Below are 12,846 nucleotides of genomic sequence, written 5' to 3' on the forward strand. Positions count from 1 at the left end.
CGACCTTCAGGAATCGATCAATTCCGGAATCAAGTGTTTACTAATTGCGGAATCCTTGTCATAGTCGATCCCCGAATCCGGACGAGGAGGAAACGTGACGATCGATGCCCCGTCGACTGCCCACCTGCACGACCGAACCGATCGACTCGCACCGAAGCCGATCCTGCGAGAGGGCGGCCCGCGTCTGGCGATGTCGTTGCTCGCCGGCGACTCGGTGCGACCGACCCGGGCCCAGGCCCGGGCGTTCGCCAAGTTCGCGCACACCTGCGATCCCGTGGCCGACGATCTGGTCGCCGCGATGCGCCGCGACCGGCTCCGCATCCGCACACAGTTCGAGCAGGCACTCGAACACGGCATCGAGACCGTGGACGATCCCGCACCCGAGGTGGCAGCGTTCATCGCCACCCTCGACGACGTGCCGTTCTGGGTCGACTACGACAAGCTCGATCTCGCCGCGCGGGCGATCGCACGGATGCCGATGAGCACCCTCATGGCGTTCACCACCGCCATCGCCTTCCCGGCCAGCTACGTCTCCCCGCGCGTCAACGACGTGCTGTTGCGCGGCGGCGACCTCGCGAAACGCGCCGCGGGTCGGATCGTCGAGACGGTCTCGTGGTCGATGGACTGCACGGCGCCCGGCGGAATGGAGCGCTTCGGAGCGGGGACGAAGAACACCGCCCGTGTCCGCGTCGTGCACGCCTACATCCGTGCCGGGATCGATCGGGTCGACGACTGGAACACCGACACGCACGGCCGGCCCGTGAACCAGTTGCACTACTGCGTGACGATGATCCCGATCGCCGGGGTGGCCCTCGCCGTCATGGCGGCCGGGCACTGGTACTCGCGACGTGAGCGCGACGCGATCGTCCACCTCTACCGCTACGTCGCCCACACCATGGGCGTGACGGCGGAACTGCAGGTCACGTCCTTCGACGAGCTCCTGCGTCTGATCTGGCTGGCGGTCTGGTCGGAGGTCGACCCCGACGACTCGTCCGCCGCTCTCACCGAGGCCGCGCTGAAGGCCGTTCCCCGCATCTACGGGGTCGACGGCCCCGGCGCGGCGAACCGCATCAGGAGCTGGGCGCACTACCACTTCCACGCCGACCTGGCCCGCCTGTCGCTGGGCTCCGGATACGCCGACGCCGTGGGCGTTCCGCGACTGAGCCCGATGGCGGCGCTGTATCCGGTGTGGTTCGCGCGCAACCTCCTACGCGACCGCCTGAGTGTCCTGGTGCCCGGTGGTGCCGGACGCGCCGCCCGGCGGGGTCACGCCGAGCGCATGCGGGAGATCGCCGAGGTGAAGCGGCGGCTCGAAGTACGGCCCTACGAACGGGACGGAGCCGTGCAGTCGATCCGCGAACGCGACCGCGAACTCCGGGCGCGATCGGCCTGATCCGGACATCGGGAACGCTCTGGCGCGAACAGCCCTCGCCACCATCGCGACTCTGCAAGTGTGGTTCGTGAAGGAACTGTCGCATGCAGAGCTGTCGCACGCAGAGAAGGAGAGGTCATGCCCACTCGTACCGCACGGACCGCATGGAACGGGGATCTGCAGAAGGGCTCCGGTCAGGTGGAGCTCACCAGCTCGGGCCGTGGCACGTTCGACGTGTCGTTCCCGAAACGCTCGGCGGAGAACGCGGACGGCACCACCAGCCCCGAGGAGCTCGTCGCCGCCGCGCATTCGTCGTGCTACGCGATGCAGTTGTCCGCACTGATCGCGGAGGCGGGCGGCACACCGCAGAGCCTCGAGGTCACCGCCGACGTCTCGCTGGGGCCCGACCCGGCGGGCGGATTCCGGCTCACCGGAATCGAACTGAAGGTGCGGGGTGAGGTCGACGGCCTCGACGCCGACGGCTTCGTCAAGGCCGCAGAGGACGCGAAGGCGGGATGTCCCGTGAGCAAGGCACTCACCGGCGTCGAGATCTCCCTGGACGCCGCCCTCGAGAGCTGACCGGGTTCATGGACCGATCGGCCCGGGAACAGAGCACGTCAGGGCCGGGTTGTACCCGAATATGAGCATGCCCGACGTACTTCTCCCCACAGCCCACATCGAGATCTGGTCCGACATCGCCTGCCCCTGGTGCTACATCGGCAAGCGGCGCTTCGCGGAGGCGCTCGAGTCCTTCGACGACCGCGACCGGATCGAGGTCACCTGGAGGTCGTACCAGCTCTCGCCCGACACACCGGTCGGGCGACGGGTCCCCGAGATCGAGGCGCTCGTCGCGATGAAGGGGATGCCGGCCGAGCAGGTCCGGCAGATGTTCGCCCAGGTCTCGGACACCGCTGCCGACGTGGGACTCGAGATCGACTTCGACAACGTCGTCGCCGCCAACACCTTCGATGCGCATCGGCTCGCGCATCTGGCCGGCGACAAGCGCGACGAGGTCCTCGAGGCGTTGTTCCGTGCGCATTTCGTCGACGGCGAGGTGGTCGACGATGTGGATGTCCTCGTGAAGGTCGCCACCGAGGTCGGGCTCGATCCGGAGTCGACGCGCGCAGCCCTCGACGGCGACGATCCCGCCGGTGAGGCCGCGGCCGACGCCGTGACCGCCGATCTCTTCGACGCACGACGGATCGGCGTGCAGGGGGTGCCGTTCTTCGTGGCCAACCGCGCCGTCGCAGTGTCGGGTGCGCAGCCGGTGGACGTCTTCCGTCAGTTCCTGCGCAAGGCCGTCGACGATGTGACGGTCAAGCTGTGAGTGCCGCGAGATAACGTCGCGCGATCTGCTGCTGGAGCAGGTGCCCGACGGGACCGGCCAACTTTGTATACCAGCGGGCGGGGCGGGAGAACGCGAGCACCGTGCCCCGCACCCGCCCGTCCGCGGTGCGCTCGACGACGAAGGTCTCCTCGCCGCATTCGGGATGACCCGGGAGTGTGCCGTAGGTGAACCCGCGTACGTCCGGGGTGTCGACGATGTCGATCACGCGGCACCGCGCCGACGCGCGCACCGGACCGAGACCGAAGCCGAGATCCACTTCGACGCCGGGTACTGCGAGGGGCGTACCGGCCGGGATTCGTATGCCCGCGCCGCGATGCATGTCCCACGAGAACAACCGGGCAGCGGCGACCTCGAACACGGTGTCGCCGCTGCCCAGTTCGCTCTCGACCTTCAGGTGCCGATAACCGGAGGGGAGCGGTGCCTCGCCGCGGAAGGCACGCAGGCTCGCTCCCACCTCCGGATAGGTGAACTCACGCCCGGACCCGCCGGACGCGGACATCTCAGGACTTCTTGACGTCGAGGACGACCTCGAACTCGAGGAGCGAGGCGCCGGTCGCGACGGGCTTCTTCGCCTCACCCGCGTGGGCGGCACGTGCGTCGCCGTCGCGCCACGCGGCGAAGTCCTCCTCGGACTCCCACTGCGTCACCACGAAGTACCGGTTCTCGCCGGCGGTGGGACGGAGCAGCTGGAAACCCAGGAAGCCGGGGGAGTTGTCGACGGTGTGCGCCCGATTGGCGAATCGCTTCTCCAGCTCGGGGCCGGCGCCTTCGGGAACTTCGATTGCGTTGATCTTCACGACTGCCATGCGCGAGAGCCTACTCCGCTAACTTGGTCGATTGTGTTGCACGACGAGGGCGGAACCGGACGACCCATCCTGCTGTTGCACGGCCTCATGGGCAGCGCCCGCACGTGGCGTCGTCACGTGCCGTGGTTACGCGGGCACGGGCACGTGTACACCTTCGACGCCGCCGGTCACGGCCGTCCCGCTCCCGACGAACTCACCACCGAAGCGTTCGTCGCCGATCTCGCAACCCAGCTCGCCGGGATCACCGAACCACTCGTCGTGATCGGGCATTCGATGGGCGCCCTGCACGCGTGGTGCTTCGCCGCCGCCCATCCCGAGCGGGTCACCGGGCTGGTGCTCGAGGACATGGCGCCCGACTTCCGGGGACGCACGGCCGCGAACTGGGCGGCGATGATCACGCAGTGGCCGCAGCCGTTCCCCACCGAGGACGCGGTGTTCGATTTCTTCGGGCCCGTCGCGGGGCGCTACTTCCTCGATTCGTTCGTCCGCCGCGACGACGGCTGGTATCTGCACGGCGACGTCGAGACCTTCCGCGACATCTCGGAAGAGTGGGGGTCGCGGCACTTCTGGGACGAGTGGAACTCGATCCGCGTGCCCGCGCTGCTGCTCGAAGGCGAGTTCACCATCACCCCCGAGGGACAGATGCGACGGATGGCGACGCGACCCGGCACCGACCACGTCCTCGTCGACGGCGCCGGGCATCTCGTGCACGACGACCGGCCCGACGAGTTCCGCACCGCCGTGGAACACTTCCTCACCGCGCACGCACTGTCGGCGAGCCGACTCGAGTAGCACTGTCGGCGAGCCGACTCGAGTAGCACTGTCGGCGAGCCGACTCGAGTAGCACTGTCGGCGAGCCGACTCGGGTAGCACTGCCGGTAAGCCGACTCTAGGAGGTCGAGCCCTCGCCGGCGAGTGCGAACCGGCCGTCGTCGGTCTGCTCGACGAGACCGTCCACGAGCAGCGAATGCAGGGCGCGGTCGCGCTGGCCCGGATCCGTGGTCCACACGCTGTCGAGAACGGGTCGCTCCACAGGGACGCTGCTCTCGCGCAGTACCGCCATCAATCGTCCTCGCACCTGCCGGTCGGTGCCGGCGAACTTCTGCACCTTCCGGGGCGGTCCGTCGTGGGCGGGTCGCCCGGCCTGCACCCACGCGCACTCGGGCAGCGGGCAGCGCCCGCAGTCGGGGGTGCGGGCGGTGCACACGGTCGCGCCGAGTTCCATCAGTGCCGCGGAGAAGGTCGCCGCACGCGCACGCTGACGCGGAAGGATCGCCTCGACATCGGCGAGATCCCGCGTGGTCGAGGGGTTTCCGGGTTCCGCCCGGCCGTGGACGGCGCGGGCGACGACACGACGCACGTTCGTGTCCACCACCGGCACACGCTGCCCGTACGCGAAACACGCCACCGCTCGCGCGGTGTATGCGCCGACGCCGGGCAGAGTCAGCAGGACGTCGACGTCCTCGGGAACCCGATCGTCGTGCTCGGCGGCGAGTACGCCGGCGCACTCGTGCAGGCGCAGCGCGCGGCGCGGATAGCCGAGCTTGCCCCACGCCCGCAACACCTCGGCCCGACTCGAGACGGCCATGGCGGACGGCACGGGCCAGCGCTGCACCCACTCCTCCCAGATCGGGGCGACCCGGGCCACCGGCGTCTGCTGCAGCATGACCTCGGACATGAGGATCTGCCAGCCCGTCACCCCGTCGCGGCGCCACGGCAGGTCGCGCGCCTGGGCGGCATACCAGCGCAGCAACGACGGCGCATCCACGGACATCTCGGGTCTCCTCCGGTCACAGGGTCGGGTGTCGGGTTCCATCGAGAAGATGTCGAACGAAATCGGACATGGGTGCAGGTGAATAATGTACGCATGCCGAACTCCAATCCCATCTCCGCCTGGAAAGCCCTGACCGAGGGTAATCATCGTTTCGTCAGCGGCACCCCGCTGCACCCGAGCCAGGGAATCGACCGTCGCGCCGAGCTCGTCAACGGTCAGCATCCCACCGCCGTGCTGTTCGGCTGCGGAGACTCCCGCGTCGCCGCAGAGATCATCTTCGACCAGGGGCTCGGCGACATGTTCGTGGTCCGCACCGCGGGTCACGTCATCGACAGCTCCGTGCTCGGCTCCATCGAGTATGCCGTCGACATCCTCGACGTTCCGCTCATCGTCATCCTCGGCCACGACAGCTGCGGTGCCGTGGCGGCGACCATCGATGCCCTCGACAAGGGCACTGTGCCGGGTGGGCACATCCGCAGTCTCGTCGAGCGTGTCGCTCCGTCGATCCTCATGGGCCGGGCCGAGGGGCTGTCCACCGTCGACGAGCTCGAGGGTCGCCACGTGGTCGAGACGGGCAAGCTGCTCACGGATCGTTCCCGCATCATCGCAGAGCGCATCGCCGACGGCCGCTGCGCCATCGTGGGCGTCACCTACAAGCTCGAGGACGGCAAGGTGAGTCTGCGCGGCCACTTCGGCGACATCGGTGAGGTCTCCGACAACTGAAGACGTGTGCACCTGCCGGTCACAACGATGTGACCGCAGGTCACAGCGACACGCCGACGGCGGTGTAGCCGTGCGCCCCCCGCGGCACATACCGTGGGGGGCGTGCTTGAACCGACCGGTCCTCTGCCCCCCGAGATCTACTGGCGACGACGCATTCTCGCGATCGGAGTCTCGGTGGTCGTGCTGGCTCTGGTCATCTGGCTCGTAGTGGCGCTGACCGGCGGCGAGGACCCCGATCAGAATCCCGAACCCGCAGCAGCGGAGGTGACGACCTCCGCCACCACGACGGCGGCCGATGCGTCCGCCGACGCGGCATCCGCGAGCACCACCCGGAGCGGTGGATCCTCGGGTTCGTCCGGATCGGGTGGAGCGGAGGGATCGGCCTCGGACGACGCGGACGAGGACGACACGTCCACGTCCGCCACCACCTCCGCTGCTCCGGTTCCGCCGGGGCAGTGCTCCGATCAGTCGCTCGCCGTGCGGGTGACGGCGGACGAGCCGAACTACCGGGTCGGTTCCGAACCCGATTTCACGATCGTCATCACGAACATCGGCACATCGCAGTGCGAACGCGACCTCGGTGCGGGCCTGCAGCAGGTGCTCGTCTACAGCCTCGACGGCAACGAGCGGCTCTGGGCCAACACCGACTGCTTCCCCGAATCGACCGCCGACATCCGGTCGCTCGCTCCGGGCGACCAGGCGGCCTATTCCGTCAAGTGGTCGGCGACGACCTCCGAGCCCGGCTGCCAGGCGCCGCGCGAACCGGTGGGCCCCGGCGCATACACCGTGGTCGGGCAGCTCGGCGGCCTGCGCAGCGTGCCCGAGCCGTTCAACATCACGCCCTGATCTGCTGCTCGTCCGAGCGCTGTTCAGTCGTAGTGGTTGATCGCGGCTTCGGCGAGGCGCGACAGTCCCTCGCGGATGTACCGGGCCCACAGGGCGCCGACCCCGTCGACCGCCTGGAGATCGGCAGCGGTGGCCGCGAGCAGGCCCTGCAGCGTGCCGAACGCACCCACGAGCCGGTTGATCTGCCGGGTCTGCAGGCGCGGCACCCGATGGAGCACGCGATAGCCGCGCGGGCTCATCGAGGTGTCGAGGGCCTCGATGGTGCCCGAATAGCCGAAGGCGCGGGCAAGGCTGGTCAGATCGAGCAGGTCGACGTCGGTCAGGTGTGCGAGACGCTCGAGAGCCTGCTCGACCTCCTGCTGGGTGGGGACGTGCTCGCCCGCAAGGTAGTCGCGCACGATGAGCTGCCGGGCGAGCTGATTGTCGCCGACGAGTTCTTCGAGCTGGAGGGCCAGCTGGCGACCGTCGGTTCCGAGTTCGAGCACGTCCTGCTCGATCTCCACGGACAGGCGGTGCATCATCTCGAGCCGCTGCGCCACGGTGAGCGCATCGCGCAGCGTGACGATGTCCTCGATCTCGACCACGGACAACTGCCGGGTCACCTCGTCGAGGCGGGCCTTGTAGCGCTCGAGTGTCGCGACGGCCTGGTTGGCCCGCGACAGGATGGTCGCGGAGTCGTTGATGACGTGGCGGCGACCGTCGACGTACACGCTGACGATGCTCATCGACTGGCTGACCGAGACCACCGGATATCCGGTCTGGATCGCGGTACGTTCCGCGGCGCGGTGCCGGGTACCGGACTCCACGGTGGGAATGCTCGGATCGGGGACGAGCTGCACGTTGGCACGCACGATGCGCGAACCGTCGGTGGACACGACCACGGCGCCGTCCATCTTCGACAGCTCCCGGAGCCGGGTGGGGGCGAACTCGACGTCGAGTTCGAAGCCCCCGTCGCACAGCTCGGCGACCGTGTCGTCGAAACCGAGGACGATCAGGCCGCCCGTCCGGCCACGGAGGATACGTTCGAGACCGTCGCGTAATGCGGTGCCGGGCGCCAGACGAGCGATGGTGTCGCTCAGCGTCGATGCCGGCGCCGACTCGGTCATCTGGACTTCCTTCCCCTGTGCGGTCTGCGGTCGTCGTCACAATGCGCGGACTCCCTGATCGGCGCCCCGACCGCGCAACTACATTACTTGCTCATGCGCAGCACCTGGACTCTGCCCGACGACCTCGTCGTTCCCGATCTGCCGGAAGATCATCCCGGCCCGGGTGCGCCGGTACCGCAGCACTGGAACAAGTGCTTCGGGTGTGGTGACGACCAGCCCCACGGTCTCGCGATGGAGTTCACCGTCGGCGAGGGTCTCGAGGTGCTCGGCCGTCTCGACGTCGCCACGCGCTACCAGGGCGGACCGGGATTCATCCACGGCGGCATCCTCATGACGGCCTTCGACGAGGTACAGGGAATGGCGTGCAACGCCGCCCTGCGGACCGCCGTCGTCACCGGGCACTTCGAGACGGACTTCGCTCGTCCCATCCCGCTGGGTTCGGTGCTCGAGTTCCGCGCCCGTGTCGACGGCACGGTGCGGCGCAAGGTCTACACCAGCGCGGAGGCACGCATCGTCGACGGTCCGCTGGCCGACCCGGACGTCGTGGTGGCGTCGTCGGTCGGGCTGTTCGTCGTCGTCGGACACGAGCACTTCGCGAAGGGTCGCGACTACGCCGACGGCATCCCGCAGAGCGAGCACGACATCTCCGCTGTCTGAGATCTCTGCCGTTCAGGCTTTCTTGTTCAGGCCTCAGAGGCGTCGGGGAGCAACGGAACACCCGGCCGGTGGTCGCGTCCGAGCAATGCCGCGGACGTGACCGCGCCCGCGCCGTAGCGGGAGTGCAGATCGTCCAGGACGGCATCGAGGGCATGCCGGGCGACGGCGCGGTGCTGCGTTCGCATGTCTCCGGTACCGTCCCCGGCGGCCTCGACCGGCTCGTCGAACGGCAGCTCGAGTTGTTCGACGCCTTCGCCGACGAGATTCGTCACCGCGATCCCGATGAGGGTGAGGCCGCGCTCGGCGATGAGCGGCCGGGTCTGCTCGAGCAGGTCGCGCGACGCCGCCGACAGCAGATCGGTGCGTGCGGTGGCCCCGGGCAGCGTGTGCGAGCGGGTCGCGCGGTTGTAGTCGGCGAAGCGCATCCGCAGGACCACCGTGCGGCCGAGGCGTCCGGCCCGGCGCATCCGCCGGCCCACGCGGTCGACGAGCAGTTGCAGCGTCTCGCCGACCGACTCGATGCTGTGCGGCCCGCGGCCGAGCGCGTGCTGCGCGCCCATCGAACTGCGCCGCCGATGCCGGACCGGACGCGGATCGTGGCCGATCGCGAGCGCGTGCAGGTGGCGTCCCGCCGCGCGTCCGAGGAGCGAGACGAGATCGGACTCGGAGTGGGCGGCGACATCGGCCACGGTTCGTAGACCGTGTGCGTGCAACTTCGCCGCCGTCACCGTGCCGACGCCCCACAACCGCTCCACCGGCAACGGATGGAGGAACTCGAGTTCGGCGTGCGGAGGAACGAGGAGTATGCCGTCGGGCTTGGCCACCCCGCTCGCGACCTTGGCGAGGAACTTGGTGCGTGCGACCCCGACGGTGATCGGCAGCCCCACCTCCTCGGCGACCGTGCAGCGCAGACGTGCGGCGATATCGACGGGTCTGCCGGCGATGCGCCCGAGACCGGAGACGTCGAGGAACGCCTCGTCGATGGAGATCCCCTCCACGATGGGTGTGGTGCGATCGAAGATCGCGAACACGTCGCGGGACGCCTGCGCATAGGCCTCCATGCGGGGAGGCACCGAGATCAGTCCCGGGCACAGGGCGTGGGCGGCCCGGCCCGACATCGCGGTGACGATGCCGTGGGCCTTGGCCTCGTAGCTCGCCGCGAGCACGACGCCCCCACCCACTACGATCGGTTTACCGCGCAGCCACGGATCGTCGCGCTGCTCCACCGACGCGTAGAACGCGTCGAGATCGGCATGCAGCACCGTCGCATCGGACACGAACACATGTTCGCACCGACCACCGACATCTCGGCAGGTCAGCGCGTGAGCGTCGACAGTGCCTGCGCCACGTTGGACACCTCGAACTTCTTCATGCCCTTCGGCACTCCCTCGACATCGCGCGGGACCACCCCGCGGTCGAAGCCGAGCCGGTTCGCCTCCGCGAGCCGACGACCCGCACCGACGACACGACGGACCTCCCCGGCGAGACCGACCTCGCCGAGCAACACGGTGCCGGCCGGGACTGGCTGGTCGCGCACGGCCGAGGCGACTGCGAGCGCGAGCGCGAGGTCGGCGGACGGATCGGTGATCCGCATACCGCCGACGGTGGAGGCGTAGACGTCGCAGTTGCCGAGCCGGCCGAGCCCGCAGCGACGCTCGAGCACCGCGAGCACCATCGCCACCCGCGCCGAGTCGAGACCGCTCACGGCGCGTCGCGGTGACGGATTGTGCGTGGGCACCACGAGCGCCTGGACCTCACCGAGGAGCGGGCGTTTGCCGTCCATCGTGACCGTGACGGCGGTGCCGGGCACGGCCTCGTCGCGGTGCTGCAGGAACAATCCCGACGGGTCGCTGACGCCGACGATCCCGTCCTCGGCGAGTTCGAAGCAGCCCACCTCGTCGGCGGCCCCGAACCGGTTCTTCACCCCGCGCACCATGCGCAGCGTGGAGTGCTTGTCGCCTTCGAAGTGCAGCACCACGTCGACGAGGTGCTCGAGGGAACGCGGACCGGCGACCGCGCCGTCCTTGGTGACGTGGCCGATGAGCAGCACCGGGATGCCGCTGGACTTCGCGAGGGAGGTCAGGGCGCTGGTGACCGCGCGGACCTGCGTGACACCGCCGGTGACGCCGTCGACGTCGGCGGCGAGCATCGTCTGGACGGAGTCGACGACCAGCAGCGTGGGTTCGACCTGCTCGACGTGTCCGAAGATCGTCGCGAGGTCGTTCTCGGCGGCGAGGTAGACCCGGTCGTGCACGGCGCCGGTGCGGTCGGCGCGCAAACGCACCTGACCGGCCGACTCCTCGCCGGTGACGTAGAGCGCGCGATCGGCTTCGCCACGCAACGCCCAGCGGTGCACCACCTCGAGGAGCAGTGTGGACTTGCCGACACCGGGTTCGCCGGCGAGCAGGACGACCGAACCAGGGACGACACCGCCACCGAGGACGCGGTCGAGCTCGGGGATGCCCGTGGGCTTCGCGTGGGTGGACTTGCCGTCGATCTGCGACAGCGGGATGGCCGGGGTGCTCGGTAGTACGGCGGCGGCACCGGCGCGGGCGAGCGAGGTACCCGACCGCGAGGCGACCGCGACCGGCTGGACGGGTGCTTCGTCCATCGACCCCCACGTTCCGCATTCGGGACAGCGCCCGACCCACTTCGCGACGGTGTGCGAGCAGTCGGAACAGCGGTAGAGGGTCTTGGTCTTTGCCACGGCCGGAGGATAGACGGTCGCACCGACATCGGAGCGGATGCGAAAGGGCCCGGCCGAGCTGTGCTCGACCGGGCCCTTCTGCAGGAAAGTCCTAGTGTGCTTCGCCCACGATCGGCGAGAGCTCCGACTCGTCGCGGGGGAGCTCCGGGCCGGCATCGATCGGCACGGACAGGGTCACGTCGCCGGCCTCGGCGAACGTGAAGGTCACGGGGATGGTCAGGCCCGGGCGGACACCCTCGGAGAGGTTCACGAGCTCGACGTTGTTGACGACTTCTGCCGGAGCCGGGGAAGGGGTCTCCTCGGTGCTGTTCGGACGCGGCGACTCGTCGACCTCCTCGACGAGGGCGGCGTTCTCCTCGGAGACACCGGCGACCACGGAGGACTGGGGCGGAATCTCGAGGCGGGCACCGGTGACCGAGGCTGCGAAATCGGTGGAGATATCGGTGAGCTGATCGCCGACGTACGGGTCGAGGTTGACGATCGTGAAGCCGAGCTGGGCGGTGCCGCCGGGCTCGATGCTGTACTCCTCGGAGTCCGGGTAGATCACGTGCACGTTGCGCAGCGCGAGGCTGCCGGCGTCCACGTTGGAACCGTTGATGGCCGCGACCTGGGTCGAGGTCTGGGTGATCTGACCGGCGCTGCACGCGGACATCGTGAGCGCCGCTCCCGCGGCAAGGGCGAGAGCGGTCACGACTCGGCGAGTCGGCGCTTTGAGAGCAGTCACGGGTTCCTCCACTCGAGTAAGGCTCGCAATCCACTAGGCAGAGTAGTAGTTCCCGTGTGCGCTGTGTACGTCGGGGCCGGATGTCGTGCGGATTCGCGCGCGGAAGACAAGATCGACAGGCGCCGACGGACGGGTGTGTCGGAGGTCACCCGATACACGGAAGGAACTGCCTGTCAAGCCCTACGCTCAGTGCTCGGTGCCCCTGACCTGCACCGTTGACGGGAGGGTGATGTGGTCACGTGTTAAACTGGGAGAATCGAAAGGGGCACGGGACACATGATTTTCAAGGTCGGAGACACCGTCGTATACCCCCATCACGGTGCGGCGCTGATCGAAGCAATCGAAACACGCACCATCAAGGGTGAGCAGAAGGAATATCTGGTTCTGAAAGTCGCGCAGGGCGACCTGACGGTCCGGGTACCTGCAGAGAACGCGGAGTACGTCGGAGTGCGCGACGTCGTCGGGCAGGAAGGCCTCGACAAGGTTTTCCAGGTGCTGCGCGCACCCCACACGGAAGAACCCACCAACTGGTCACGGCGGTACAAGGCCAACCTCGAGAAGCTGGCCTCCGGCGATGTCAACAAGGTCGCAGAAGTTGTGCGCGACCTGTGGCGCCGGGAGCAGGACCGCGGCCTGTCCGCAGGTGAGAAGCGGATGCTCGCCAAGGCACGTCAGATCCTCGTCGGTGAGCTCGCGCTCGCCGAGGGCACCGACGACGTCAAGGCGGAGACCATGCTCGACGAGGTTCTCGCCGCCGCTTCCTGACGCGCGAGACATCGGCAA

The 12,846-nt window shown here is 68.7% G+C and carries 15 protein-coding genes; 8 read left to right on the forward strand and 7 right to left on the reverse strand.

What is annotated here, in order from left to right; translation table 11 throughout:
* Positions 1–94: 94 nt before the first annotated feature.
* The 3 genes from ACWPOC_RS03550 (at position 95) to ACWPOC_RS03560 (ending at position 2,699) form a co-directional block, all read left to right on the forward strand.
* Complete coding sequence (locus ACWPOC_RS03550) at positions 95–1,393, forward strand: oxygenase MpaB family protein (protein ID WP_120281269.1); 1,299 nt, start codon at positions 95–97, stop codon at positions 1,391–1,393.
* 117 nt (positions 1,394–1,510) lie between these two features.
* On the forward strand, positions 1,511–1,951 hold the full coding sequence (locus ACWPOC_RS03555; protein ID WP_060653552.1) for an OsmC family protein: 441 nt from the start codon (positions 1,511–1,513) through the stop codon (positions 1,949–1,951).
* Positions 1,952–2,012: 61 nt separating this feature from the next.
* On the forward strand, positions 2,013–2,699 hold the full coding sequence (locus tag ACWPOC_RS03560; protein ID WP_120281270.1) for a DsbA family oxidoreductase: 687 nt from the start codon (positions 2,013–2,015) through the stop codon (positions 2,697–2,699).
* Here ACWPOC_RS03560 and ACWPOC_RS03565 read toward each other — a convergent pair.
* Both ACWPOC_RS03565 and ACWPOC_RS03570 read right to left on the reverse strand, forming a co-directional pair.
* Complete coding sequence (locus ACWPOC_RS03565) at positions 2,689–3,219, reverse strand: DUF1990 family protein (RefSeq protein ID WP_120281271.1); 531 nt, start codon at positions 3,217–3,219, stop codon at positions 2,689–2,691. The two genes, ACWPOC_RS03560 and ACWPOC_RS03565, sit on opposite strands and share 11 nt — an antisense overlap.
* Position 3,220: 1 nt before the next feature.
* Positions 3,221–3,526, reverse strand: a complete 306-nt coding sequence (locus tag ACWPOC_RS03570; protein ID WP_006550495.1) for an antibiotic biosynthesis monooxygenase family protein — start codon at positions 3,524–3,526, stop codon at positions 3,221–3,223.
* Between the two features lie 33 nt (positions 3,527–3,559).
* Here ACWPOC_RS03570 and ACWPOC_RS03575 point away from each other — a divergent pair, with 33 nt between their 5' ends.
* Positions 3,560–4,318, forward strand: coding sequence for an alpha/beta fold hydrolase (locus tag ACWPOC_RS03575; protein ID WP_120281272.1), 759 nt, complete (start codon positions 3,560–3,562; stop codon positions 4,316–4,318).
* Between the two features lie 97 nt (positions 4,319–4,415).
* Here ACWPOC_RS03575 and ACWPOC_RS03580 read toward each other — a convergent pair whose 3' ends face one another.
* On the reverse strand, positions 4,416–5,300 hold the full coding sequence (locus ACWPOC_RS03580) for an HhH-GPD family protein (protein ID WP_120281273.1): 885 nt from the start codon (positions 5,298–5,300) through the stop codon (positions 4,416–4,418).
* A 93-nt stretch (positions 5,301–5,393) separates the two neighbouring features.
* Between ACWPOC_RS03580 and ACWPOC_RS03585 the strand changes: the two genes are divergently transcribed.
* Both ACWPOC_RS03585 and ACWPOC_RS03590 read left to right on the forward strand, forming a co-directional pair.
* Positions 5,394–6,023: a carbonic anhydrase gene (locus ACWPOC_RS03585; protein ID WP_120281274.1), complete on the forward strand. Its 630-nt coding sequence runs from the start codon at positions 5,394–5,396 to the stop codon at positions 6,021–6,023.
* A 102-nt stretch (positions 6,024–6,125) separates the two neighbouring features.
* Positions 6,126–6,869, forward strand: coding sequence for a hypothetical protein (locus tag ACWPOC_RS03590; protein ID WP_120281275.1), 744 nt, complete (start codon positions 6,126–6,128; stop codon positions 6,867–6,869).
* A 23-nt stretch (positions 6,870–6,892) separates the two neighbouring features.
* Here ACWPOC_RS03590 and disA read toward each other — a convergent pair whose 3' ends face one another.
* Entirely contained in the window at positions 6,893–7,975 is a 1,083-nt protein-coding gene (gene disA / locus ACWPOC_RS03595) for a DNA integrity scanning diadenylate cyclase DisA (RefSeq protein ID WP_120281276.1), read from the reverse strand.
* Positions 7,976–8,068: 93 nt separating this feature from the next.
* Between disA and ACWPOC_RS03600 the strand changes: the two genes are divergently transcribed.
* Positions 8,069–8,632, forward strand: a complete 564-nt coding sequence (locus ACWPOC_RS03600) for a PaaI family thioesterase (RefSeq protein WP_120281277.1) — start codon at positions 8,069–8,071, stop codon at positions 8,630–8,632.
* A 26-nt stretch (positions 8,633–8,658) separates the two neighbouring features.
* Here ACWPOC_RS03600 and dinB read toward each other — a convergent pair whose 3' ends face one another.
* The 3 genes from dinB to ACWPOC_RS03615 all read right to left on the reverse strand — a co-directional run bounded on the left by dinB (position 8,659) and on the right by ACWPOC_RS03615 (position 12,063).
* Entirely contained in the window at positions 8,659–9,915 is a 1,257-nt protein-coding gene (gene dinB, locus ACWPOC_RS03605; protein ID WP_120281278.1) for a DNA polymerase IV, read from the reverse strand.
* 32 nt (positions 9,916–9,947) lie between these two features.
* Entirely contained in the window at positions 9,948–11,339 is a 1,392-nt protein-coding gene (gene radA, locus ACWPOC_RS03610; RefSeq protein ID WP_120281279.1) for a DNA repair protein RadA, read from the reverse strand.
* Positions 11,340–11,430: 91 nt separating this feature from the next.
* Positions 11,431–12,063 (reverse strand): hypothetical protein, encoded by a 633-nt coding sequence (locus tag ACWPOC_RS03615; protein WP_183070634.1) that lies wholly within the window; start codon positions 12,061–12,063, stop codon positions 11,431–11,433.
* A 276-nt stretch (positions 12,064–12,339) separates the two neighbouring features.
* Between ACWPOC_RS03615 and carD the strand changes: the two genes are divergently transcribed.
* Positions 12,340–12,828, forward strand: coding sequence for an RNA polymerase-binding transcription factor CarD (gene carD / locus ACWPOC_RS03620; protein WP_006550486.1), 489 nt, complete (start codon positions 12,340–12,342; stop codon positions 12,826–12,828).
* Positions 12,829–12,846: the final 18 nt, after the last annotated feature.

This window comes from Rhodococcus sp. 5G237 (genome assembly GCF_053764735.1).